Consider the following 24,850-nt stretch of genomic DNA (forward strand, 5'->3'; position numbering starts at 1 on the left):
TACCTCTCTTAGTGTGCCGCCCATTTGACGCTGTCTAAATCAACGCCATCTTTGAACATTTCCCACAAGGGCGACATGTCGCGCAAGCGACCAATTGATTTCTGAATTTGTTCTATTGCGTGATCAACTTCTTCTTCGGTGGTGAAACGCCCGAAGCTAAAGCGAATTGAACTATGAGCTAACTCGTCGTTACGGCCAAGGGCACGCAATACGTACGATGGCTCGAGACTCGCTGAGGTACAGGCTGAACCTGAAGACACTGCCAAGTCTTTTAATGCCATGATTAGGCTTTCGCCTTCGACGAAATTAAAGCTGATGTTGAAGATGTGCGGCACGCCATGTTCCTGGCTGCCGTTGATGTAAACTTCTTCGATGTCTTTTACGCCATTCCATAAACGGTCGCGCAAAGCACGGAAACGTTCGGCTTCGGCCGCCATTTCTGCTTTGGCTACACGGGCAGCTTCGCCCATGCCGACGATTTGGTGCGTTGGTAACGTACCTGAACGCATGCCTCGTTCGTGTCCACCGCCGTGCATTTGAGCGTTCAAGCGCACCCGTGGACGGCGACGTACGTACAAGGCCCCGATACCTTTTGGACCATACATTTTGTGGCCAGAAAAGCTCATCAAATCAACCGGTAAGCTCTGTAAATCGATCTCGACCTTACCTGCGCTCTGAGCGCTGTCGACGTGAAAGATTGTATTGTTCTCGCGGCATAAATTGCCAATAGTTTCGATGTCTTGAATGACACCGATTTCATTATTTACGTGCATCACGCTCACCAACACGGTGTCTTCACGCAACGCCTTCTTGAATACGTCGATATCCAGCAAACCATCTTCTTTCACATCAAGGTAGGTCACTTCGAAGCCATCGCGCTCGAGTTGACGACAGGTATCAAGCACAGCTTTGTGCTCGGTTTTGACGGTGATGATGTGTTTGCCTTTCTTCTGATAGAACTCCGCCGCACCTTTAATGCCAAGGTTGTCAGATTCAGTAGCACCTGAAGTGAAAACGATTTCGCGTGGGTCAGCATTAACTAACTCTGCGATTTGGTTACGCGCAATATCAATCGCTTCTTCGGCCTGCCAACCAAAGCGGTGCGAGCGCGAAGCCGCGTTACCAAACTGGCCGTCCGGCGTCAGAAATTGCATCATTTTCTCTGCTACCCGCGGGTCGACCGGGGTGGTAGCTGCGTAATCAAAATAAATTGGTAGTTTCATTCAGTGCTACTCCTTAAGTTGTCAGACTGCTTACAACTGACAATTCAGTGCAATTTGTTGTTCGCGTTTCTTTTGCTCAGCAATGGCGGTGTTTTGCCGTTCCGCAACGGCGTGCACGTCTTCTTGTTTCACCAGTTCGGCTAAGCTAATATTCGCGAGAAAATCTTCGATTCGGTCACTTAAATTTGACCACAGGGAGTGGGTCAAACAGCGGCTACCGCCCTGGCATCCGCCTTTGCCACCACAACGAGTGGCGTCGATGGACTCGTCCACCGCTTGAATCACTGCGCTAATTGAAATCTCTTGTGGGGTAAAACCCAGACGATAACCACCGCCCGGCCCGCGCACACTGCTTACCAGACCATGCTTACGTAAGCGTGCGAATAATTGTTCAAGATAGCTCAATGAAATCCCCTGCCGTTCCGAGATATCGGCTAATGGCACAGGACCTTGTTCTGTATGCAGCGCTACGTCTAACATTGCGGTTACGGCGTAACGTCCTTTCGAGGTTAAGCGCATAGCTAGTTTTCCTCCACGTTTATGCCGTAATTTTCGCATTCCCGAGTGTTTTAGTCAAGTATTCTAAACCCCGAACTGCGTTGTTGGCTATTCGCTGTTCGCCCGGTTCTGTTTGTCAATCGAGGCGAGGATGCCGCGGAGAATATTGAGCTCATTGGTCTCGGGCCGCGCGCGCGTAAACAAACGGCGCAATTTCGCCATAACCTGGCCGGGGTGGTGCTTAATGATAAAGCCCGTCTCTGTCAGGGTCTGTTCAAGGTGACCGTAAAAGCGCTCAAGATCTTCGGTAAGTGGATACTCACTCGCTGCCGTTGCCGGATGTTCATTGGCTTCCAGTAATTGCATCCGCACTTCATAAGCCAGGGTTTGCACCGCCATGGCTAGATTCAGTGAGCTGTAGTCGGGGTTTGATGGGATATGCACATGGTGAGTACATTGCTGCAACTCTTCATTAGTAAGGCCACTGCTTTCACGACCAAATACCAGCGCTACATTGTAGTTCACGCTCTCGGCCAGTAGCTGCCCAGCAGCTTCACGCGGACCCAACAAAGGCCAGTCCAATGTACGGTTACGTGCACTGGTGCCAATCACCAGGCCACAGTCCGCGATGGCAGTGCTAAGATCATCGACAATCTTCGCACTGTGGAGTACGTCGGTCGCACCAGCAGCCAGCGCCGAAGCGTGGCTATCCGGTTTTTGCACAGGGTCAACCAGAGTTAGCTGGCTTAGCCCCATAGTTTTCATCGCGCGCGCCACCGAACCAATGTTGCCGGTGTGCGAGGTATTGACGAGTACGATACGGATATTGTCTAACATAGCGGCTTACTTCATGCTTTTCGGCAAATGCGGCCGTGCTTTCGTCAGCAAGTGCTGGACCACTTTCGGGTTACCGGCGACCACATGGCCACTTTGCATGAACTCATGACCACCGGCGAAATCTGTCACCAGCCCACCAGCTTCACGCACAATCAGCCCACCAGCGGCGATGTCCCACGGCTCCAGGCTGAATTCCCAGAAACCATCGAAACGACCGGCTGCGACATAGGCTAAATCGAGTGCCGCTGAACCGGCGCGACGCATGTCGGACGTATGTTCGAACAACGCGCCGAATACCGCTTGGTAGTTGGTTTGTAAGTCTTTACGTTTAAACGGGAATCCGGTTGCCAGTAACGCACCATTCAAATCACGCTGGGCTTTTACGCGTAAGCGTTTACCGTTAAGTTGCGCTCCGACACCTTTGGTTGCCGAAAACAGCTCTTCACGCAGCGGGTCATAAACGACCGCAGCTTGCACTGAACCTTTGTGAAGATATGCGATGGAAATCGCAAAATGGGGGATGCCGCGCAGGTAATTGGTGGTGCCATCAAGTGGATCGATAATCCATTGATGCTCAGGTGTTGCTCCGTCGATCGTGCCACTTTCTTCAGCTAAAAAGCTGTGATCAGGGAAGGTTTTTTGAATGGTGCGAATGATCGCTTGCTCGGCTGCTTTATCGATTTCGCTGACGAAATCATTTTGAGTTTTGGCCTGAACATTGAAGTCTGCTTCAACCCCAAAGTTCTTCGTCAAAATTTTACCGGCCGCACGCGCAGCGCGCACCGCTATGTTTAACATCGGATGCATACCAATTTACCTGTGCTGTAAAAGAACGATTTTATGGCGGCGGATTATAGTGGTTTCTTACGACGAGCGCAAGAAACTCGTTGTTTGTTCTTGGTTGTTCGCTATTTGTTTAAACTAACAGCGAACAGCCAATAGCTAATAACGCACTTGTATTTTTTATCACCGGGTGTTATTAAAGTGTTGCGCTATGCCTAAAATAACAACTATAAGCTAGGAGGATCCAATGGATCATTCACATGAGCTAAACGGTGTTGAAGCAAAACAGAACAAGTCACGTCGTAGTAAACGCAAGTGGCGGGAGATTGAAGCGCTGAAAGAAAAGTACCGGTTACGAGATGAGCTAAAAGATATGGATCATGGCCTCGATCTCGGACTCGACGAGTTGGAATTCTAAACAAAACGAATAGCAAACAACGCTTTACCTGTGCGCTACCAATCTATCGGTTGCGCCAGCAGCTTGTTGGTCTGGCGGAAGTGGCCGCAGCTCAAAAAGCCCCGATGCGCTGATAACGGCGACGGATGAACCGCAGTCAGTACATAATGACGCTGACGATCGATCAGTGCGCCTTTCTTCTGGGCGTGCGCGCCCCAAAGTAGAAACACAATACCTTCGCAGTGGTCATTGATTTGCGCAATTACCTTGTCGGTAAAACGTTCCCACCCCCATTTCGCATGTGAACCGGCCTGACCTTGCTCAACCGTCAGCACCGTATTCAATAACAACACACCTTGTTGCGCCCAGTGGCTAAGATCACCATGCTGAGGTGGCTGATAGTCGGGAAAATCATGTTGTAGCGCTTTGAAGATATTTTTCAGCGATGGCGGGGGTGCGACACCTTGCGGGACAGAGAAGCACAGTCCGTGTGCCTGCCCTGTCCCATGGTAAGGATCCTGCCCCAAAATCACCACCTTCAGTTGCTCAAGTGGTGTCAATTTAAAGGCGTTAAACACTTGGTCTTGCGGTGGATAGATTACCTTGCCTTGCTCCCGCTCAACCTGAACACGCTGTATTACCTGTTGGAAATAAGCTTGTTGCTTTTCTTCTGCAAGTAGATCACTCCAAGATTCATGCGCCATCTGTTGCCCCATGGTAACTGTGTTGGTATGCGTATTTTGCGGTATGATAGTACGGACTTTATGGTAACAACACGAGGCTTTGCATGTCAGCAAAAACCGACTACCCACCAATGAGCGTCTTTGTCATTACGTTAAACGAAGAGGCGCACTTGGATGAAGTGCTAGACAGCGTGCGCGGTGTAGAAGAAATTGTCGTTATTGATTCCGGTTCAACAGACCGCACCCTGGAAATTGCCGCAAAGCACGGTGCCCGTATTGTTCATAACGACTGGCCGGGTTATGCAAAGCAAAAAGAGTTTGGCATCGCGCAGTGTACGCATAATTGGATTTTCAATCTGGATGGTGACGAGGTGGTCCCTGACGGTGGATTACAAATGATCCGCGAGCGTATTGCTGTGGGTGATGTAAACGGCATTTGGATTCATCATGACGACATATTCATGGGTCATAGTTTGCGGAAAGCACGCCACCACAAATATCGTCGGATATATCGTAAAGATAAGTGTCACATGAATACCGACGTGCTGGTACACGAACATATTGAAGTCGAGCCGCCACTGGCTTATTTACCAATTTATTTAAAACACTACGGCTACGATAGTGCTCATGGCTACATGGATAAGCTGAATAGCTATTCCTTACTAAAAGCTAAGCAACGTGATCAACAGGGACGTCATTGCAGTTTGCCACGTCTATTACTTATTTTTCCGCTAATGTTCTTGAAGTTCTATCTTGGCCGACAAATGATCTGGTCCGGTTGGCGCGGCTTTATTAAGGCCAACATCGATGCTTTTCATTTCTTTCTTACCGAAGCCAAACTCTACGAACTCGCCTACCGCCGCAAACAGACACAAAAACAAAAAAAATAGGAGGGGCAGCCCCTCCTATTTCGCCTCACCTTTTGCAGAAGGGGCAGCCCCTCCTGCAGAAATCATCTTTACATTGTAAGGGCAGCCCCTTCTATATTGGTTTTAATATTTTTCGAACCAATGCAGGATGTATGCGACTTTGCCGATAAGGTTCGACGGGCGGCTGTAGATGCCGTGTGGGGCATCGGGTACGCGAACCATGGCGGTCTCGACACCTTCGAGTTTGAGTGCTTGGTAATACTGCTCAGACTCTGAGATGGGTGTGCGATAGTCAGATTCACCGGTCAGCAACATGGTTGGGGTGGTCACGTTACCCACATAGCTGATGGGTGAATACTCCATGTAATGCTCAAGATTCTCCCACGGCAGTCCAGGGAACCAGTATTTGGTGAAATAATTGTACATATCCGCGGTCAATACAAAGCTATACCAATTAATAACTGGCTTGGCGACTACAGCTGCAGCAAACCGATCGGTATGCCCAACGATCCAAGCGGTAAGTACGCCGCCACCGCTACCACCAGTAACATACAAACGCTCTTCATCGATGAAGCCTTTGGCAATGACGGCATCAACACCATCCATCAGATCGTCGTAGTCCTCACTTGGATAGTTGTGGTGGATCTCTTGTGCAAACGCTTCGCCATAGCTGGTGCTACCACGTGGGTTGGTGTATAGCACGACGTTGCCAGCCGCTGCCATCAACTGAATTTCGGCCGAGAACGTTTCAGCATAAGCAGCATGGGGGCCACCGTGAATTTCTAAGATTAACGGGTACTTTTTCTCCGCATCAAAGTTTGGTGGGTAGACAATCCAACCCTGAATTTTATAGTCACCATGTTTCGAGTCGTACCAAATTTCTTCGACCCGTCCAAGCTCCTTATGCGCAAAAAGGTCATCATTCAAATGGGTTAGCTGACGCTTTGTTTCATCATGCTTCAGCACCAAGTCGGCAGGTCGCTGCGGATGGGCCAGGGTATACACCAGTTGAGCATCACCTTGGATGTCAAAGCCACCACCGCTATAGGGCCGACCATAACTTAGGCCCCCCATTTCACTAGTCAATTCATTGCGTTCGCCGGCAAGATTTTGATAGACCACATGACCGTCTCCGTGGCGAACATACGAGAAATAAACACCATCGCTGTCGTCGCCCCATTGCACATCATCGACACTGTAGTCGAGATCACTGGTTAATAGACGCGGGTCGTCTCCAGTCAAATCCATAACATAAAGTTGCGTCAACTGATTACTCATCATCTCATCGTCGTAGCCAAGCCAAGCCAATTTTTTACCATCAGGGCTTATGCTCGGAGAGTGATCAGGTCCAACGCGATCAGTCAGTTGCGTGACTGCACTGTCTTCGATAGCAACTCGATAAAGCTCTGAGTTTGCCGGTTGATTAAATGCATCCTCACGCAAGTTTGCTGAGAAGATAATGCCCTGTCCATCGTGGCCCCAAGCAAGTTGACCACTATGATGATAGTCAGCGTTCGTTAACTGTCGTGGCGTGCCGCCGCTGGCGGGCATCACATAAATTTGGGTGTAGCCATCTTTGGCATAGCCCCCGCCATCAACTCGATAGTTGTCTTTATCAATATACTTTGGTGGTTCCGCCCATTCTGCTCCTTTTGGAGCTTTAGGCAGACTGACCGGTGGTTTTTCTGGCGCTGGCGTGAACATGGTAAACGCCAGCCATTTGCCATCTGGTGACCAGCTAAGATTGCTCGGCGAACCGGTCAGGCGTGTCACTGGCGCTTGATCACGGGTATCGGTCCAATACAAGTGGATCTGGTTACTTCCGCTGCGGTTCGAGACAAATGCAAGCTTGCTACCATCTGGCGACCAGGTTTGTGAATGATCATTAGCGTCACCACCGATTAAAGGCCGTAACTCTCCTTTATTATCGACGCGCCACAAAGTTCCGTATTTGCGATCGGTCATGATGTCCATATAGTTGCGGACAAATACCGTGTAGTCACCGTTAGGATGAATGGTCGGCGAACTTGCGTATTCAAGTTGGAACACGTCTTCCGGCTGGAAGGTGTTACTCTCTGCAGCCAGCGTTGGTGTTGCTAAGACAGCCAACGATAAGGCAAGAAATTTTTTCATGATTTGGTCCTCTTGTAGCCCAAAATAAAGCGTTTTACCCCTAGTAGAACTACGGGCTACAGCTCTGTTTGGCAAGCGATGTGGGATGAATGGCACAAAAAAACCCGCCGAAGCGGGTTTTCAATTTACTGGTATCGATTAGAAGCTGTAACTAAAGCTAATCGCTGCGAAATCACGGTCACTCGCTGGTTCATAGTCACCGCCGGTGTTGATGTTGTAGCCAACACCGATTTTGTAAGATGACAAATAGCTGGCATCGACACTAAGACCAATTGTTTTGCGGCCTTCAATGAAGTTGCTGTTCGGTGAATAACCTTTAACATCGTGGCCAAAAGCAAGTGTTGGGGTTAAGTTCCAACCTGAAATCACGTTGTTGTATTCAGCGACAAACCGCGTGCGATAACCCCAAGAAGACGCAGTTACGAAGCCTTCACAGTTGATATCAGCTGCTGGAGAAGGGTTACCCAAAGCTTGTTGATCAGCCATGGTTAAGCACTTACCGTAAACTGGGTTACGCCCATAACGCTGTTCGTCAAGGCTTGGCAGCGAGTGAACTTTGTTCATCGCGACTTCACCGATGAAGGTCAAGCGACTCGCGCCTAGAACATTGTCCAAGAACCGAATACCAGTTAACTGGAACTGGCTGACGTCGTGCTCGTCGTAACCTTGCTGCAGTTCACCTAAGTTCGTGATTGCACCGGTCTCATCGCGACGAATGCGGTCTGAAAAAGTACTAGGTACGCCTGCACGCAGGCCGGCTGTTAAAATTTCAGTGGTGTTAATTTGCACTGCTAAGTCAGGACGGAAGCTGTATTCACCACCTACTGACCATAAGCCAAAGTTGGTACTGAAGCTCGCACCCATGATCTCTTGATCTTCTGGGTACTGCAACACGTAGTTTGGACCTGCAATTGGATAACCATCAGGATGGCTCATACCGGCGCTGGGTTGTTCGATCCAGTTGTAAGCAGAAATAATTGGCGTTTGGTTGTGTATGTTCATGTAGTACAAACCAAACTCAACATCTAAGTCCATGCTGTAGTGACGCATCGCAAAGCCATACTGGCCACCGTCATCAGGTAAGATGTTAGGCGAACGGTCTAAATATGCGCCGAACTCAACTGACTCACGGTCGCTCAGGCTACTTGACGGCATGCCAGCTACCAATGTTGGGTTCAAGGTTACTTTGTTACAGCCCGGACCGCCTAAGATGTCCACAGTCGAAAAGAACGTACCACAGCCATCAAGCTTGGTGTTGTCCCACTCGTACTGATAGAACATGTCTAAACTGGTCGCATCAGTAAGGCCTAAATTTAAATTGACCATACCAACGGGCAGCAAGGCTTCTTTGATTTCAACACCTGGACGGCGCACCGCATTCACATCGATAGGATTGATGGAGTTAACACCATTAAAAATAAACGTACTCTCACCCCAGCTTAACACCTGGCGGCCGACGCGTAAGTTGGCTGGCATATCGCCTAGGTCGAAATAGGCGTAAACAAAGGCATCAAGCAGTTCAAAACCTGAACCAGTTGAGAAATCATCTAAACCGTCGTTGTTGAGCGTGACGTTTGGAAAGTAATTCGTTGCGGTGTGCCCATGTGGGACTTCATTATTCTTGATAATGTCGTCATACCAATACTTGAAGCGAACGAATGCACCGTAGTCACCGCCGTCAATGCTCAGGTCATGAACACCTTTGACCACAGACGAAACCATGTCGCCTTTGTCATAGTTCAGGTTACCATCGTCCGCAACACCTGACTGACCCATGCCGCCATCCATATTGCCTGGATGGATTAAACGCATGTCTTGATCTTCCATACGCCATGCAGCACCGTAAGAAATAATTGAATCAAACTTAACGCGGAAATCACCCACTTCAAATTCTTCTGCGTGGGCCCCTGCACTTCCTGCGAATGCCAGCGCTATAGCTGTAGCGAGAGGTAATTTTTTAAGCATAGTTGTTCTTCTTTTCATGTTAGCCACCTAATCCCACTAGGATGTTATAAGCTCAATCATGTCCGATGAGTTGCAAATATGCAAGTGGTGTATTGAGAAAAATCGAACCAAAGCAACATTATGAGATCCCCGCCTTTTCTCTAATGGACTGCGGACCCCTTTCAGCGAAAAGAGGGGCCCCGTAGGTGCCCCTCTTCATAAAACATTTCACGAAGTCATCGAGTGAACTCACCCGAGCTTATTAATAGTCCCCGCCATTACGATAGAAGTTGTAAAGTTCAGTACGTAGCACGCGGGCGTCACCATAACCAATCAGACCTTCACTAACAGCCTGATAAGCGACTTGCTTCTCACAGTAACTAGGACCGCTGTAAACTGGTTGGAACAGGCCCAGTGGAGAACTTTGTTCTTCGGCATCGGCTTTACATTTGGCGTAACGGTCCATCAGTGTACAACCGTCGTCGCCGGTCGCGTTCATCACCCCAGTATCAATCCCGCCAAATTCAACATTCTCGGTTAGCACCGATGGCGAGCACTTGTCCACCGCATCCGCAATTCCATCACCATCAGAATCAAGATCAGCATAGCTAATATTGGTTGCCATACCGTTCATATAGCCCTCTTGGTACGAGGTACTTCCCTCATTGCTTAACACACCAATAGAGTCGCCTACTACAATACTTCTGAATGAAAAGGGGTAAGAAGTTTCACCGGTGCGCAACATGGGATAGTAGGTTGTCTCGACAAATAATGAATCTGGAGACACTACAGTAAGCTCACCTGGTGATTCTTCACCCATAGGACCCTCTCGTCCCTCTACATAAAATCCACCACCGAGCCTAACTTCATGTGCCACATACCCAAAATCATTGATAGATGCTAATCCCCAAAACGCGCTGCCCGGATCGGACTCAAACTCTTGCTCACTCGCCATGCCAAAAGAAAAAAGTGCAATTTGACCAAAATCAGTAAAATCACCAGGGGTTGGGGTAGTTAGTTCTTGCTCAAAAACAACCTCACCTTCCGAGCGGAACACTTGCACAGAAATTCTAAAAGTTGATTCTTTATATATGGCTCCGTTCTCTCCACCTTCAGACACCGGAGATGCCGTATCAAGATTCTCACCAACTTCGGCTCTAAACTCGAGCGGTGGCTCATACTCAACTAGAGCGGGAATACTTGTGTCAAAAAGAAGGCCTTCAATGACAACTATCTGCTGTCCAGACTGCTGAGCGAGTGCTGTTGTGCTAACCACCGACGCCAGTGCCAACGCCGGCAATGCAAAAACTGCTTTTCTTACTAATCTCATGCTGTTCACCTATTTTTAATTCTAATGAGGTTGGTACCCAAGGAACCAATGCGAGTGCACAACCAAAATAGGGGATCAACGAAGTCTAAACAACCGTATTAAACATGTATATATTTGTAATCTTTTGGTTACTTATAGCCCGCAGATTAACGCGGGCGGTTGGAATGGTAACCGATCTGGCTTGCTTGCCGCAGCGCGTTAGCTTCCGGAATACTCAGATCACCAGTTTTCCGTAAATTTTGGATCAGTTTCATGCTGCAACTACTTTGCTGCTCACACCGTGCCAAGGTATCGGCCAAGGTGCAACCATCAGCTCCAACGAAATTCACCACCTCAGAATCAACTCCATTAAAAACTACTGTCGCGCTGGTATCTGACGCTGGACAGCTATCTGTTGCATCATCAATACCATCACCATCCGCGTCAGTATCACCATAAGAGATACTTGTTGCATAACCTTGCACGATGCCTTGGTAGCCGTCACCGGAAAGGTTGTTTATCGAGTTATCATAATACAGAAATGAGTAAACGTAATTGCCAGTTACCAGCACCGGATAACTGCTCGTGTCAGCAAATAGGTTTTCAACCCCGGCTGGAACTCCAGCACCAACACCACGAGATAATAAATCTGCACCCAAGTTAATCTCGCGATCTACAAACCGCTGTTCACCACCTGAGATTATCGCCCACAAAGCGCTGCCACTGTCATAGTTCGTTGCTTGTGCGGCATTGCCATAGACAAAAAGAGAGTAGGCTTCAATGAACGCGGCGTTAGCCAGTTCATCAACCGTTATCAGCTCATCGTAAAGAATATCGCCTGCTGCAGTGCTAATTTGCATCTGCAGTTCGCGCGTTGCATTCACGTATTCTTGTGAATAACCCAACACAACTTCACTCGCGGCTAGCGCAGCATCTTCCACTACGGTCGCGGTAAAATGTAGCGGCTCTGCCAATACCCCTTGGTATTCACCTAACATAGGCAAACTGGAAAACGTAAGTTCACCCTTTATCACGATGGACTCTTCAGCAGCCTGTGTTGCCGAAACAGATAACAAAGAAGTTAAAGCTAAGACCTTTAATGAGCTGATCAAGGTTACGGTGCGCATGCCTGCTTCCCCTATTAGTTAGAGTTATAGTTCTTGCCATTTAAATGTGAATGAAACTTTTGAGCAACTTTTCCTTGAACTCCACTATAAAAAAGCCCCGATAGCTATCGGGGCTTGCTTCTAAATCGTCATCGCCAGAACCTGCTAGCGAAGACCAAACCTAATACGATTGATACAACGCATTACGTAAGCTACGGGCTTCACCGTAGGTAATTACGCCATCTTGAACGAGCCCATAAGCGACTTGCTTTTCACAGTAGCTTGGGCCGCTGTACACTTGCTGGAACCCGCCCCAAATCGACGTTGGTTGCTCGGCTGCTTCAGCCGTACAAACCGCGTAGTGGTCCATCACAGTACAACCACTTTCATCCACGTAATTAGGTACACCGGAGTCATACCAATCATTAAAGATCACGGTTTCACCCATTAGAGACGATGGGCACGAATCGATATCATCAGCGACCCCGTCCAAGTCTAGATCTTGCACGACATCTAAGACGCCAAGTAGATTCCCTGCTGGGTCATCATGGAACCAGGTTTCACCAGCAGCAAGAAAGTGCATATACATCGTCACGTTTTGCGGCGCAGCCACAAAGGTCGGGGATTCCGAAAAGACTGAGTATATAGATCCTGGGCTACCCTGAATGTAAAAATAGATATCTCCCATGCCACTCGGGGTTGAGCCATAAAAGTTGAAATTAAAGTATTCTGAACTCGGCCCAGTAGCAAGGGTAGTACTACCATACATACCCTCAACTCCGCTAAACTCAAGTACCACTGGTAATAGAACTTCCTCACCCAGTGCGTCATAGAACGACACTGATGCGTTTAGCACGTAATCACTTCCAAACGAGAAATACGTCGGGGATGAACTTGTAGGCGTAGCAGTTTCATCAATGTCAATAACCAGCTGATACGACTCGATTGAGTAAGGGGACAGGGCGTCGTGGTAAAAGGTGATATCACCATTAAATTCGATTGTCCGAGTTGCTTCTTGAGCTGAACTTGCACCAGGCAAGGTCAACAACCCCAAACCCAGAGTTAGCCCAAGTAGGTAAGATTTTTTCATTTTTATTGTTCTCCAGTGTATAGCTTCGTATAATTTCGTATAGCTTCCGTTTATTGCAGCAAACGGACGGTTGGCCTGCAAGAACGAGCAGGAACTGCTATTCAAGTTAAACGTAACCAGAGAATTTTCAAGAAAAATATTTCCAATCCACTCGTATAAAATAGCTGTTTGTTAAAAAAAAGTTTAGCAAATAAAAAAGCCCACAACCAAGTGCGGGCTTCTCATTAATCAAGGTTCGACAGCGGATTACAATGCTTTATCCAGCTCCGGTAGCACATCAAACAAGTCAGCGACCAAACCATAGTCGGCCACTTGGAAAATCGGTGCTTCTTCATCTTTATTAATTGCGACGATGATCTTCGAGTCTTTCATCCCGGCCAGGTGTTGAATTGCGCCACTGATACCTACTGCGATGTAGAGTTCCGGTGCGACAATTTTACCAGTTTGTCCAACCTGCATATCATTCGGCACAAAGCCAGCATCGACCGCAGCACGTGATGCACCCACTGCAGCACCCAACTTGTCAGCTACTTTTTCTAGTAAATGGAAGTTTTCGCCGTTTTGCATACCACGACCGCCGGAAATAACCACCCTTGCAGAGGTCAAATCCGGACGCTCTGATTCTGCCAGCTGTTCGCCGACAAACTCAGATTTATCGTTATCGATAACTGTATCGATGGCTTCTACTGACGCACTACCACCTTCTGCAGCGACAGCATCAAAAGCTGTGGCACGCACCGTGATGACTTTGATAGTGTCTTCTGATTGCACCGTCGCAATTGCATTACCAGCATAAATTGGACGCTTAAAGGTATCAGCGCTTTCAACGGCGATGATGTCAGAAACTTGCGCAACATCAAGCAACGCAGCCACGCGCGGCATAAAGTTTTTACCCGTCGTGGTCGCAGCAGCGACGATGTGACTGTAATCTTTACCTAACTCAGCAACCAGTGCGCCAAGATTTTCAGCTAAAAAGTGCGCGTAAGCAGCGTTGTCAGCTAGGCGAACTTTGCTAACGCCTTCAGCTTGCGCTACTTCTTCAGCAACTGTTTTGCAGTCGTGACCAGCAACCAACACCTCTACATCACCACCCATTTGTTGCGCAGCTGCTAAAGTTTTTAAGGTCGCGGTGCTTAATTCTTTATTGTCGTGTTCGGCAATGACTAAGATGCTCATATGACTTTAGCCTCGTTCTTCAGTTTGTCGACCAACTCCGCAACATCAGAAACTATCACACCGGCACTGCGTTCTGCGGGCGACTCAACTTTAAGTAATTTGACAGTGCGGCTCACACTCACGCCCAGCTCATCTGCTGTGGTGACGTCGAGCGGCTTACGTTTGGCCTTCATAATATTTGGCAATGACGCGTAACGCGGCTCATTCAAGCGTAAGTCGGTAGTTACTATCGCTGGCAGGCTCAGTTTAACGGTTTGCAAGCCACCGTCGACCTCACGCGTGACACTCACGCTACCCTCGGCAACATCAACTTTTGAAGCAAAAGTGCCCTGCGGCATACCTGTCAATGCGCCGAGCATCTGACCGGTTTGGTTGTTGTCTGAATCAATTGCCTGCTTACCAAGAATCACCAGGTTGGGTTGTTCTTTCTCAACCACACCTTTCAGTAGCTTAGCCACAGCAAGTGAATCAGGCATGTCGTCAGTTTCGACCTGGATCGCGCGATCAGCGCCTAATGCCAACGCCGTGCGTAATTGCTCTTGTACTGCCTTCGGACCGATAGACACAACCACCACTTCTTCAGCGATGCCTTGCTCTTTCAGTCGCACTGCTTCCTCAACCGCGATTTCACAGAACGGGTTCAGGGCCATTTTCACATTGGCCAGATCAACGTCAGATTGGTCAGCTTTGACCCGCACCTTGACGTTGTAATCAATGACGCGTTTGACCGCCACTACTATTTTCATGTTGTGGTTCCTGTTACGTTATTTGGATTCACGTTTTAACTTAGACTGCCCAAGATTAACATTTTTCGCGGCAAAAATGATACTATTGACGCATCTTTTGCCTTGTCTGGGCGCAATTTTTAGAGCTTTCATGGTGTCTACAGATGGTGTACGGAAAATTAACTGAAGCTGATCTGTCGGCGTTGCAACACCAGGCTCAACAACAGCCTCAACGACTTAAGTTCCTGATTGAACAAGCCAGCCGGCTGCCTGCCTTCCCTACTGAGGCGCGCGTGCCGGAAAACGAAGTCCACGGCTGCGAAGCCAAAGTCTGGCTCCTGTCATGCTGGCAGAACGGTCAACTGGAACTGCAGTTGGACTCGGCGTCTCGTGTCGTTAAAGGACTACTGGCTTTAATTTACCGGGCCCTGCATCACGCATCAGTTGAACAGGTCGCCCACTTCGAGCTGGACGCCTTGTTACAGGCGCTAGGCTTGCAAGATCTCGTCAGTGTCTCACGCCGTAATGGCCTGCGCGCCGTGGTCGACGCAATTAAGAGTTAAGCATTACTTACCACCTAAAGCACCTAAGCAATGACCTCGTAACCTGACCAGTCGGGAACCAACGGCTGCTGCTCGCCATCTTTCACCAGATGCACGTACCAACCTTCCAATAAATCGACGTTCAGACAATTATCAACGTCGTAAAGATCATCTTTGTGCGGTTGGATGCTATCGGTGAGCAGCCGCTGGTAGCCAACGCGCTTAGCCTCGTCGGCACTTTGCGCGACTGCCAAAGTGAAATCATGGAACTCCGCCAGACGCTCAGGGTAATACCCACCGAAATTAACGAACCAGAGTTTTTCCGCGTGGGCGCTCGGTTCCTGTCGCAGTTCAATACGATAACCATCGACATGGTGAATATGCACATAACTATCGAGGTGCAAACCTTTCAAGGTGCCATACCAGTTTTTGCGCAGCGCTGGATAGCAGTCTTCGACCGACGCGCCAGCAACAAAACGGACATCATGTACTTCAATATTTGCGCCCGGCGCAGAGCCACCGATGTAAAACATATAGAGTTTCATGTGCGTTCCAATTTTTCTAATAATAGCGCCACCGCATGCATCGCGAAGGTACAGGTGACCGGCATGGCCGCGCCAAACCCTGTGCTGCAGTCCATCCGCATCGAGCCAGCACCCGGTTTTGCATGCCCCCAACAGCCGTCACCCGTCGGATAACGCAACTGTTCCGTCGAATACACCGCCTTAACACCGAAATTGCGACTTGGATTGCGCGAAAAGTTATAATCCCGCCGCAACATCGAGCGCACCTTGGCCAACAATGGGTCTTGCGAAGCTTTGGCAAGGTCCGCAGAGGTCACTTTAGCCGGGTCAACCTGCCCCCCAGCGCCACCACAGGTCACCAGTGGCAGTTTACGGCGCTTGCACCAGGCAATCAAAGCAGCTTTTACCTGCACACTATCTACTGCATCCAGTACCGCTGTCACCGGTTGACCGAGATAATCATCGAGGTTTTCCAGCGCCAGAAAGTCATCAATCACTCGCACGCCGCAGTCAGGATTAATGTCACCCACCCGCTGCGCCAGCACCTCGGTTTTCAGTTGCCCAACGGTGCTGGTCATTGCCGGCAGTTGACGGTTAATATTGGTCAGGCAAACATCATCCAGATCAATCAGTGTAATTCCGCCCACGCCTGAACGCGCCAGCGCCTCCACCGCCCAGGACCCTACACCACCAAGGCCAATCACGGCCACGTGATGCTGCTGAAAGCGGGCAAATTGATCCGCGCCATAGACGCGCTCTATACCTGAAAATCGTTCGTCGGCCATAAGGTTTAAGTACCTAAACGCTAAACGGGTAAGCGATGGGGTCGTGGTGTTGGTAGTTGTGTACTTTGAAGTCGTCGAGCGTGACCCAGGTTTCCAGATCTTCCAGCGATGTGATCGCTGGATTAATCTCTAGTTGGGGTGCATCGAAAGGCTCGCGTTTGAGTTGCACATCGCGCATCAACTCCAGCTGATCTTCATAAATGTGAGCATTCACTATCTTGTGATAGGCTTTGCCTGCTTTATGTCCCGTGATTTGCGCCATCAACGCCAAAAAGGTAAATACCTGCACCTGATTAAAATTTAGCCCCAAAGGTACATCGCATGAACGCTGGTAACTGGTCAGGTACAACGTATCGCCGAGCAAGGAAAAATTGTGCGTATGCATACAAGGCCGTAGACAGCCCATGTGGAACTCGCCGGGGTTATAAAAGCTGATAATTTCACCGCGATCGTCAACGCCGCGTGCCAAATTATCCACCACCTTGCGCAATTGATCGACATGCCCGCCATCGGGCTTCGCCCAGCTGCGCCCTTGCACTCCATAAACCCGGCCCATATCATCTTCACCCTGACGATGTGAGTTTTGTAACCAAGCTTCATTTAAGTTGGCGTTCGCGTCCCAGGTTTTGCACCCTAGCGCACGAAAGTCTGCGGCGTTATCGTAACCACGAATGTAGCCTAAGAACTCGGCAATCGCTGCTTTCCAGTAGCTTTTACGGGTCGTGATCAAAGGAAACGCATTGCCAGCCACATCGTATTCGAGATCAGCATTAATTACCGTCAAACAGCGTTTACCGGTGCGTTCATTGGTCACCCACACACCTTGATCAACAATACGTTGGCAAAGCTTTAAATACTGATTCATGCGGAACCTCCTTTGCTGGCTGCAGTGTTATACTTGTAGGCCCAGAGCATTAACAGGATGCCGCCCAACACCATTGGCGCCGATAGCCACTGCCCCATCGACCAGCCCATACCTAATAAACCTAAGTGCGCATCAGGTTCGCGGTAGAACTCGACGACGAAGCGTGCGATACCATAACCGACCAGAAAGAGACCACTGACTGCGCCCATCGGTCTCGGTTTGCGACTGAATAAAGCTAAAACAATAAATAACAGTAACCCTTCCAGTGCCGCTTGGTAGAGCTGTGAAGGATGACGTGGATCCGGCCCGGCCACAGGGAAGATCATCGCCCATGGTACGTCAGTCACACGGCCCCATAATTCACCATTCAGGAAGTTACCAATACGGCCAAAACACAGCCCCATAGGCACCAGCGGTGCAACGAAATCGCCAACCTGCAGAAAGTTAATTTTGGTGTTGCGCGAGAATATCGCCAACACTGTGACCACACCCAGTAAGCCGCCATGAAACGACATTCCGCCGTTTGCCATATCAAATAAATACAGCGGATTCTCGGCAAAGTAATCAAACTGATAAAACAACACGTAGCCGATACGACCGCCTAAGATGACTCCCATGAAGCCCCAAAACAATAGATCACTGAAACGTTTCTCGGTCCATCCTATTACTGCGTAATGTGGCATTTGGCATTGGCGCTTCCCCCAAAAATAGGCAAAGGCAAGCCCGAACAGATACATTAAACCATACCAACGCAGAGCTAGTGGCCCAATACCGAAAATCACCGGGTCGATACTCGGATGCATCATAAACTCAGTTTGCATGTTTTATCCTATGAATAATTCGATAGATACCAGCACTAAAAAGGCCGCAAAGCCTTGTTGCAGGCGTTTGACCGGTATGCGCTGCGTCAAAGCTGCTCCTAGTGGCGCACAAAGTACCGAGGTAATGGAAATCGCCATCCATGCCGGGCCGTGTACATAACCCAGTAGGCCTTCATTTGATTCCATCTGTTGGCCCAACACAATAAACGCCAATACGGCACTAATGCCGATACTTAAACTTCCCACCGAAGACACCGCAATCGCCTGCCGAATCGGCACCCTTAGTCGTTGTAAAAGAGGAACTGTAAGCGAGCCGCCGCCAATTCCAACCAAAGCGGATAAGCTTCCTACGAACGCACTGATCACGCCCATTAAGCGCTTCGAAACATCCGTTACCGGCTCACCCGTACGCTGGGGTACCAGCATTCGAATGGATAGTATCAACAGTACCGCAGAAAAAATACGTTGCAACCACTCGGGTTTCAGTTGTGTCGCCAGCCACGCGCCGAAGATGGCGCCCAACATAAGACCCGGAATTAATCGACGCACCCAGAACCAACTGATTTGGCCATGACGATAGTGTGACCGGGCAGAACTCAGTGTGGTCATGACAATGGTGGCCAAACTCGTCGCCACCGCCATTTGCACCACTAATTCAGGTGGAACCCCAAGCACTGGCAACAAGTAAATCAGTAAGGGAACAATGACCAGGCCGCCACCAATACCTAACATACCGGCCAACAAGCCAGCAATCACGCCTCCGGCTAAACACCATAACCAGCCTGTGATGAGCACCCTGACTCCTTAATTTACCAAGTAGAATTGTTCCGACACTTACCCGCCGGCACGCACAAAACCGCCCAGCCCTGCTTCTTCCAGGGTCAAGGTCACAATTTGCCTTACCTCCTTGGGTGAACGCGCTTTTAACGCTTGCTCCAGCATCGCATCCAGATCGGCGGCGGTAATATGCCTGATAATCCAACGAATTCGATCGATGTTGTAGCTGTTCATACTGAGGGTTCTATAGCCCATGGCCAACAACAACAATGCACCGCCCGGCTCACCTGCAAGTTCGCCACACACCGACACCGGTTTATCCAGTTCGTTGGCACGGCGGACAATTTGTTGTAAGGCATGTAATACCGCCGGATGAAACGCATCGTACAAACTAGCCACACGCTGATTATTGCGATCCACGGCCAACATATACTGAGTTAAGTCATTGCTACCAACAGAGAAAAAATCGACTTTATCGACAATGGTATGCATATGATAGATCATGGCAGGAACTTCAATCATTACCCCTAGCTTCGGTGGCATCAATTGCGTGCGATCATGGCCATTCGATTCTTCTGCAACTTCATGATACGCCTGTTTCACCATCCGCGCAGCTTCATCGACCTCGTCGGCACTGGTGATCATCGGCAGCAGAATATGAAGATTATTACGCCCTACTGCAGCGCGTAACATGGCACGTATTTGTACCAGAAAAATTTCCGGGTGATCGAGTGTTAAGCGGATCCCGCGCCAACCGAGGAAGGGGTTTTCCTCGGACATCGGTAAGTAGGGTAAGGGTTTATCACCACCCACATCGAGTGTCCGCATGACCACAGTCCCAGCGCGAAACTGCTCGAGAATTTGCGTGTAAAGTTCGACTTGTTCATCTTCGGTCGGTAGCCGCTCACGCATCATAAACGGGATTTCCGAGCGATACAGACCGACACTTTGAATGTCGAGCTCTTTCAGCCAATCGCGTTCGGTGTTCAAACCGACATTAAGTTGTAATGTCAGACGAACACCGTCTAAGGTTTCAACGGGTTTACCACGCGCCTGCTCAACTTTTTCGCGCAGTTCAAATTCTTCCTCGGCTAACTGACGGTATTCATTTTCGACTTGCAGCGGTGGATCAACGAACACATCGCCATTGTAACCATCGACAATCATGGTCTCGCCATCAAGCTCATTCAGCTCGATATCATCAGCCCCAAGTACCGCCGGAATACCCATACTCCGCGCCATAATGGCAGCGTGAGAATTGCCGGAACCGCGGATTGACACCATACCCAGAATCTCGGTATTGGGCAGTTCAGCCAACATTGTTGCGGTCACTTCGTGCGCCACCAAAATACACTCTGCTGGTGGTTCAAGTTGCTCACGTGTTTTGTCTTTCAGGTGCGATAAAATGCGTTGCCCGAGATCGCGCACGTCGCTGGCGCGTTCACGAATGTACTCATCATCCAGGCTCTCAAACTGATTGACCAGGTTCTCGACCACAATCTTCAATGCGGTTTGCGCCCGCCAGCCATCGTTAATCGTCTGCTCGACTTCCTGACCCAAATTGGTCGAGTCCAACATTGCATGATACACATCAAAAATCGCCAGGGTTTCGTCGGCGATTTGACCTCTCATACTTTCACTTAAATCGAGCAATTCTTGTCTGGTATGAGCCACTGCAGACCGAAAACGCCGAATCTCATGTTCCGGCTTATCTGATTTCTTCGGCGTAACTTCACTTAACCGGGCGCGTGGTTTCACCACATAAGCTTGACCGATGGCAACGCCCGGTGCGGCCGCAAGCCCTTTAATGGTCTGCAGCCAGGGGGACTGCTTCGTGGTGCGCAAAAAGCCTTTAGCTTCAGCATGAGCAATAACTACCGCCAGCTGCGCCGCTAAGGTCACCACAAAGGCTTCTTCGTCTCGCGTAAAGGCGCGGTCATGCTCTTGTTGAACCGCTAACACACCAAGTACTCGGCGACGATGGATTACTGGCGCTGCCAGCATAGCGTTGTAGCGAGTTTCATCCACCTCATCAAGGGTTAAAAACTTAGGGTGTTGACTTGCGTTGGCGATATTAAGCGGTTCTTCACGTTGTGCGGCCAGGGAAATGACACCTTCGCCAAAAGGTACATGAATAGGGTGTTCGGAGTTGAGTTTTAAACCATCGGTCGCGGCCAGAGCGAATTGCTGTTGCTCGTGATCTGCGAGATAGACCGTGCAGGAATCCGTATGCAACGCTTCTTTGACTTGTCGCACCATGGTCTGTAACGCCAGCTCAAAGTCTGGCGCCTGATTCACAGCTTCAACAATGCGTTGCAATACTCGCAGCATATTAGCGTTTCCGTCGTGGTCCGCGCTGGCGCTTCCCGCCAGGCCGCCCTTGGGGGGTGTTGGTCGGCATCACTATGGGCGCAAACTCTTTCATTACGCGTCGATAAACATCCTTTTTAAACGACACGACTTGCCGCACCGGGTACCAATAACTGACCCAACGCCAGTCATCAAACTCCGGATGCGACGAACAAAGAACATTTACATCTTGCTCTTTGCAGGTTAAGCGCAGCAAAAACCATTTCTGCTTTTGACCAATACACGTGGGACGTTGTTCGCGTCGAACGAGACGTTTCGGCAAGCGGTAACGGAACCAGTGACGACTGGTATAAACGATCTCCACTTGTTCGGGTTTTAGCCCGACTTCTTCCCACAATTCCCGATACATGGTCTGTTCTGGCGTTTCACCATCATCAATCCCACCTTGCGGAAACTGCCAGCTATGTTGCCCAAATCGACGCGCCCAAAATACTTGTCCCTGATCATTACAGATAATGATTCCAACATTTGCGCGGAATCCTTCTGCGTCTATCACGCGGGCATCCTCTTAAATTCGACTTCTGTCTTCGATTTTTCCATAATCGACGCCTGAAAGAAAGTACTGTCCACTATTAAGGAGCTTCATGAGCGACTTACGCACCCTATTTAACGCTGCCAGTTCCCTTGCTGGGCAGAGTTTCGCCGATCTTGCCCGCACCCAGGCAATGCAGGTTCCTGCGGATTTGCGGCGGCATAAAGGCTGGGTTGGGCAATTATTAGAGGCCGCGTTAGGCGCAAGTGCCGGCTCACAAGCTTTACAAGACTTCCCGGAACTGGGTGTTGAACTAAAAACCATTCCACTCGATGCGCGCGGTCGACCGCTCGAGACGACCTTTGTTTGTACCACGCCGTTACTTGATGTTACTGGACTAAGCTGGGAAGCTAGCAACGTCCGTAATAAGTTACAATGTGTGTTGTGGATACCTATTGATGGCCGCCGAGAGGTACCTCTCGCGGAGCGTACCGTAGGCACTGCGTTTTTATGGCAGCCCAATGCAAATGAGGAAACTCAGCTTAAAGCCGATTGGCAGGAGCACATGGATAAAATCGCTATGGGTGGTGTCGAGCAGATTACTGCGCATCAAGGCGAGGTTTTGCAATTGCGCCCCAAGGCGGCAAATAGTCGGGTATTAACCGATGCTGTCGGCCCCGGAGGTGAGATCATCCAGACTTTGCCACGTGGTTTCTACCTAAAGACGGCTTTTACCTCGGCCATTATTCAACGCACGTTCGACTTAGATAGCAACGAATAGCAAAACATGATGAGTCAACTTCGGGATTAACATGACCAACCACCAACTCAGCGTTCAACCCAGTGCACGACGCGACGCACTTACCTTTTGCGTATTCGGAGTCGTGGTGTTTGCGCTCAATGTATTCCTCTACCTGGCCGGTTTCGAACTGCCTCAAGCCGCTTGGGGGTTAATGTATATTGCCAGTGCTGCGTTATTCCTGCTTGGTATAGCTAAGCTGGTTGAACCGCCGGTGAGCTTGCTAATTTCGCCGCGCGAAATACGTTACGAACACCGGCGTGGTAACTGGCACTTTGAATGGGACAACCTGATCCGTTTCGATATTCCGCGTACCCACCGTGGTACCGAGTTAGAAGAGCTTCCTTATATTGGCTTCCGCTTAAAGGATATTGAACCGATACTCGATACCATTTCGCCGCGGCTGGCCGTTCATTTGGTCAGTGAACAGCGACACTTGCTAGCTGCAGCATTACGCCGTGAGCTGCCAGACGCCGACGATTACACCCCTTACTATGACATTCCCAGCAGTTATAAAACCGCCAGTGGGAAAGTGTATCGAGGGGTGCAAGCGTTATTCGCCGTGCGCAGTGAACAACTACGCGATCTCCTTGGTTACGACTTGTATGTTCCTGCCAGTGCGCTCGATCGTCCTTTAGCGGAATTTTGCCAGTGGCTGCGCGAAGCGCAAAGCCATCGGCACAACGTCGACCAGCTGTAACGCTTGCTGTTTCACTGCAGCGTCTATATTCTTGCAGAGTATAAACTCTTTATAATTGGAGTATCATTGTCCATGCAAACACTTGGCTGGCGCGAATGGGGAGCACTCCCAGAGCTCGGCATTAATGCGATCAAAATGAAAGTGGATACCGGCGCTAGAACGTCCTGCCTCCATGCATTCAAACTCGAACCATTTGCCCGAAATGGCGAAAACTGGTTGCGCATTTGGATCCATCCTGAACAGGGGTCAATGCGTGAACATAGTTGTGAAACAAAAATTCATGACCAACGCGAAGTCACCGACTCCGGCGGTCATACCGAATTGCGTTATGTCATAAAAACTACGCTGGTCGTAGGCAAATTCGAGCAAGCTGTCGAGTTGACCTTAACCAATCGGGATAGCATGAAATTTCGCATGCTACTCGGTCGCCAGGCTATGCGCCGACATTTTTTAGTCAACCCTGACGCGTCTTATCTGTTAGGTAAACAGCAACCTGAATCTGAAGGAGTCAGCTCATGAAAATTGCGATTCTATCGCGAAATGCAAAACTCTACTCCACGCGTCGTTTAATTGAAGCGGCTGAATCTCGCGGTCACACCGTAGAGGTGTTGGACCCGTTGCGCTGCTACATGAACATTAATGCACGTGAGTCTTCGATTCACATGAAGGGTAAGGTTTTACCTTTTTACGATGCGGTCATTCCGCGCATTGGCGCGTCGATTACGTTCTTCGGCACCGCCGTATTACGCCAATTCGAGATGATCGGAACCTACCCGCTAAATGAGTCCGTCGCGATATCTCGTAGCCGTGACAAGCTGCGATCGTTACAGCTGCTAAGTCGTAAAGGAATTGGCCTGCCGATTACCGGTTTTGCCAGTCAGCCGCATGATGTTCCTGACCTCATTGAGATGGTCGGTGGTGCACCTCTGGTGATCAAATTGCTGGAAGGTACCCAAGGTATCGGTGTGGTACTTGCCGAAACCCGCCAAGCCGCTGAAAGTGTTATTGAAGCTTTCATGGGACTTAAATCGCACATTATGGTGCAAGAATTTATCAAAGAAGCCGGTGGTGCGGATATTCGCTGTCTGGTTATTGGCGACAAAGTTATCGCTGCCATGAAGCGTCAAGCCAAGCCAGGCGAGTTCCGCTCCAATCTTCATCGTGGTGGCTCAGCGCGACTAGTCAAATTGACTCCTGCCGAGCGCGCGACAGCGATAAAAGCAGCAAAAACCATGGGCTTGAATGTCGCCGGGGTTGATATCCTGCGTTCCAACCATGGTCCTCTGGTGATGGAAGTAAACTCCTCACCAGGTCTGGAAGGTATTGAATTGGCAACTGAAAAAGATGTGGCCAGTCAGATCATTAGCTTTATCGAGAACACTGCTAAAGCGCATCGCACGCGCACCAAAGGAAAAGGTTAAA

At 49.5% G+C, this 24,850-nt stretch carries 26 protein-coding genes; 7 read left to right on the forward strand and 19 right to left on the reverse strand.

Going from position 1 to position 24,850, the window contains the following annotated elements:
• Window positions 1-8 precede the first annotated feature (8 nt).
• The 4 genes from ACQ5ES_RS05810 to suhB all read right to left on the reverse strand — a co-directional run bounded on the left by ACQ5ES_RS05810 (window position 9) and on the right by suhB (window position 3,365).
• Window positions 9-1,223: an IscS subfamily cysteine desulfurase gene (locus tag ACQ5ES_RS05810; protein ID WP_445014991.1), complete on the reverse strand. Its 1,215-nt coding sequence runs from the start codon at window positions 1,221-1,223 to the stop codon at window positions 9-11.
• 30 nt (window positions 1,224-1,253) lie between these two features.
• On the reverse strand, window positions 1,254-1,742 hold the full coding sequence (gene iscR, locus ACQ5ES_RS05815; RefSeq protein WP_445014992.1) for a Fe-S cluster assembly transcriptional regulator IscR: 489 nt from the start codon (window positions 1,740-1,742) through the stop codon (window positions 1,254-1,256).
• Window positions 1,743-1,829: 87 nt separating this feature from the next.
• The gene (gene trmJ / locus ACQ5ES_RS05820) at window positions 1,830-2,558 is read right to left on the reverse strand and encodes a tRNA (cytosine(32)/uridine(32)-2'-O)-methyltransferase TrmJ (RefSeq protein WP_445014993.1); all 729 of its coding nucleotides are present in this window, start codon (window positions 2,556-2,558) and stop codon (window positions 1,830-1,832) included.
• Between the two features lie 6 nt (window positions 2,559-2,564).
• A complete protein-coding gene (gene suhB, locus ACQ5ES_RS05825; protein ID WP_445014994.1) occupies window positions 2,565-3,365 on the reverse strand; it encodes an inositol-1-monophosphatase in 801 nt (266 codons plus the stop codon).
• Between the two features lie 223 nt (window positions 3,366-3,588).
• On the opposite strand from suhB, the gene ACQ5ES_RS05830 reads away from it, so the two are divergent.
• Window positions 3,589-3,759: a DUF3545 family protein gene (locus tag ACQ5ES_RS05830; RefSeq protein ID WP_445014995.1), complete on the forward strand. Its 171-nt coding sequence runs from the start codon at window positions 3,589-3,591 to the stop codon at window positions 3,757-3,759.
• A 35-nt stretch (window positions 3,760-3,794) separates the two neighbouring features.
• On the opposite strand, the gene ung is transcribed toward ACQ5ES_RS05830, so the two are convergent.
• Window positions 3,795-4,442, reverse strand: a complete 648-nt coding sequence (gene ung / locus ACQ5ES_RS05835; protein ID WP_445014996.1) for a uracil-DNA glycosylase — start codon at window positions 4,440-4,442, stop codon at window positions 3,795-3,797.
• Window positions 4,443-4,525: 83 nt separating this feature from the next.
• Here ung and ACQ5ES_RS05840 point away from each other — a divergent pair, with 83 nt between their 5' ends.
• Window positions 4,526-5,311 carry a glycosyltransferase family 2 protein gene (locus tag ACQ5ES_RS05840; protein WP_445014997.1) on the forward strand — a complete coding sequence of 262 codons (786 nt, stop codon included), beginning with the start codon at window positions 4,526-4,528 and terminating at the stop codon, window positions 5,309-5,311.
• 102 nt (window positions 5,312-5,413) lie between these two features.
• On the opposite strand, the gene ACQ5ES_RS05845 is transcribed toward ACQ5ES_RS05840, so the two are convergent.
• The 7 genes from ACQ5ES_RS05845 to ACQ5ES_RS05875 form a co-directional block, all read right to left on the reverse strand.
• On the reverse strand, window positions 5,414-7,423 hold the full coding sequence (locus ACQ5ES_RS05845) for a S9 family peptidase (protein WP_445014998.1): 2,010 nt from the start codon (window positions 7,421-7,423) through the stop codon (window positions 5,414-5,416).
• 138 nt (window positions 7,424-7,561) lie between these two features.
• A complete protein-coding gene (locus tag ACQ5ES_RS05850; protein ID WP_445014999.1) occupies window positions 7,562-9,406 on the reverse strand; it encodes a DUF1302 domain-containing protein in 1,845 nt (614 codons plus the stop codon).
• A 223-nt stretch (window positions 9,407-9,629) separates the two neighbouring features.
• Window positions 9,630-10,697, reverse strand: coding sequence for a hypothetical protein (locus ACQ5ES_RS05855; protein ID WP_445015000.1), 1,068 nt, complete (start codon window positions 10,695-10,697; stop codon window positions 9,630-9,632).
• A 146-nt stretch (window positions 10,698-10,843) separates the two neighbouring features.
• Window positions 10,844-11,803: a hypothetical protein gene (locus tag ACQ5ES_RS05860; RefSeq protein ID WP_445015001.1), complete on the reverse strand. Its 960-nt coding sequence runs from the start codon at window positions 11,801-11,803 to the stop codon at window positions 10,844-10,846.
• A 160-nt stretch (window positions 11,804-11,963) separates the two neighbouring features.
• A complete protein-coding gene (locus tag ACQ5ES_RS05865) occupies window positions 11,964-12,872 on the reverse strand; it encodes a hypothetical protein (protein ID WP_445015002.1) in 909 nt (302 codons plus the stop codon).
• Window positions 12,873-13,118: 246 nt separating this feature from the next.
• The gene (locus tag ACQ5ES_RS05870; protein WP_445015003.1) at window positions 13,119-14,048 is read right to left on the reverse strand and encodes an electron transfer flavoprotein subunit alpha/FixB family protein; all 930 of its coding nucleotides are present in this window, start codon (window positions 14,046-14,048) and stop codon (window positions 13,119-13,121) included.
• A complete protein-coding gene (locus ACQ5ES_RS05875; RefSeq protein ID WP_445015004.1) occupies window positions 14,045-14,794 on the reverse strand; it encodes an electron transfer flavoprotein subunit beta/FixA family protein in 750 nt (249 codons plus the stop codon). The genes ACQ5ES_RS05870 and ACQ5ES_RS05875 overlap by 4 nt, the downstream gene beginning before the upstream one ends.
• A gap of 143 nt (window positions 14,795-14,937) precedes the next feature.
• On the opposite strand from ACQ5ES_RS05875, the gene ACQ5ES_RS05880 reads away from it, so the two are divergent.
• Window positions 14,938-15,336: a SufE family protein gene (locus ACQ5ES_RS05880; RefSeq protein WP_445015005.1), complete on the forward strand. Its 399-nt coding sequence runs from the start codon at window positions 14,938-14,940 to the stop codon at window positions 15,334-15,336.
• A 23-nt stretch (window positions 15,337-15,359) separates the two neighbouring features.
• Here the strand turns inward: ACQ5ES_RS05880 and ACQ5ES_RS05885 are convergent, their stop codons facing one another.
• The 7 genes from ACQ5ES_RS05885 to rppH are packed head-to-tail and all read right to left on the reverse strand — an operon-like array spanning window position 15,360 to window position 21,953.
• Window positions 15,360-15,860 carry a DUF1543 domain-containing protein gene (locus tag ACQ5ES_RS05885; RefSeq protein ID WP_445015006.1) on the reverse strand — a complete coding sequence of 167 codons (501 nt, stop codon included), beginning with the start codon at window positions 15,858-15,860 and terminating at the stop codon, window positions 15,360-15,362.
• Window positions 15,857-16,624 carry a tRNA cyclic N6-threonylcarbamoyladenosine(37) synthase TcdA gene (gene tcdA / locus ACQ5ES_RS05890; RefSeq protein ID WP_445015007.1) on the reverse strand — a complete coding sequence of 256 codons (768 nt, stop codon included), beginning with the start codon at window positions 16,622-16,624 and terminating at the stop codon, window positions 15,857-15,859. The genes ACQ5ES_RS05885 and tcdA overlap by 4 nt, the downstream gene beginning before the upstream one ends.
• A gap of 13 nt (window positions 16,625-16,637) precedes the next feature.
• Window positions 16,638-17,489, reverse strand: coding sequence for a thymidylate synthase (locus tag ACQ5ES_RS05895; RefSeq protein WP_445015008.1), 852 nt, complete (start codon window positions 17,487-17,489; stop codon window positions 16,638-16,640).
• On the reverse strand, window positions 17,486-18,310 hold the full coding sequence (lgt, locus tag ACQ5ES_RS05900) for a prolipoprotein diacylglyceryl transferase (RefSeq protein WP_445015009.1): 825 nt from the start codon (window positions 18,308-18,310) through the stop codon (window positions 17,486-17,488). Before lgt ends, ACQ5ES_RS05895 begins: the two co-directional genes overlap by 4 nt.
• 3 nt (window positions 18,311-18,313) lie before the next feature.
• Window positions 18,314-19,105 carry a sulfite exporter TauE/SafE family protein gene (locus tag ACQ5ES_RS05905; protein ID WP_445015010.1) on the reverse strand — a complete coding sequence of 264 codons (792 nt, stop codon included), beginning with the start codon at window positions 19,103-19,105 and terminating at the stop codon, window positions 18,314-18,316.
• Window positions 19,106-19,144: 39 nt separating this feature from the next.
• The gene (gene ptsP / locus ACQ5ES_RS05910) at window positions 19,145-21,418 is read right to left on the reverse strand and encodes a phosphoenolpyruvate--protein phosphotransferase (protein WP_445015011.1); all 2,274 of its coding nucleotides are present in this window, start codon (window positions 21,416-21,418) and stop codon (window positions 19,145-19,147) included.
• Between the two features lies 1 nt (window position 21,419).
• Complete coding sequence (gene rppH / locus ACQ5ES_RS05915) at window positions 21,420-21,953, reverse strand: RNA pyrophosphohydrolase (protein WP_445015012.1); 534 nt, start codon at window positions 21,951-21,953, stop codon at window positions 21,420-21,422.
• 88 nt (window positions 21,954-22,041) lie between these two features.
• Here rppH and mutH point away from each other — a divergent pair, with 88 nt between their 5' ends.
• The 4 genes from mutH to rimK all read left to right on the forward strand — a co-directional run bounded on the left by mutH (window position 22,042) and on the right by rimK (window position 24,849).
• Window positions 22,042-22,710 (forward strand): DNA mismatch repair endonuclease MutH, encoded by a 669-nt coding sequence (gene mutH / locus ACQ5ES_RS05920; protein WP_445015013.1) that lies wholly within the window; start codon window positions 22,042-22,044, stop codon window positions 22,708-22,710.
• A 31-nt stretch (window positions 22,711-22,741) separates the two neighbouring features.
• The gene (locus ACQ5ES_RS05925; RefSeq protein ID WP_445015014.1) at window positions 22,742-23,428 is read left to right on the forward strand and encodes a DUF2982 domain-containing protein; all 687 of its coding nucleotides are present in this window, start codon (window positions 22,742-22,744) and stop codon (window positions 23,426-23,428) included.
• Between the two features lie 72 nt (window positions 23,429-23,500).
• Complete coding sequence (locus ACQ5ES_RS05930; protein ID WP_445015015.1) at window positions 23,501-23,947, forward strand: ATP-dependent zinc protease family protein; 447 nt, start codon at window positions 23,501-23,503, stop codon at window positions 23,945-23,947.
• Window positions 23,944-24,849 carry a 30S ribosomal protein S6--L-glutamate ligase gene (gene rimK / locus ACQ5ES_RS05935; RefSeq protein WP_445015016.1) on the forward strand — a complete coding sequence of 302 codons (906 nt, stop codon included), beginning with the start codon at window positions 23,944-23,946 and terminating at the stop codon, window positions 24,847-24,849. The genes ACQ5ES_RS05930 and rimK overlap by 4 nt, the downstream gene beginning before the upstream one ends.
• Window position 24,850: the final 1 nt, after the last annotated feature.

The sequence above is a fragment of the Pseudidiomarina xizangensis genome, from assembly GCF_052541995.1.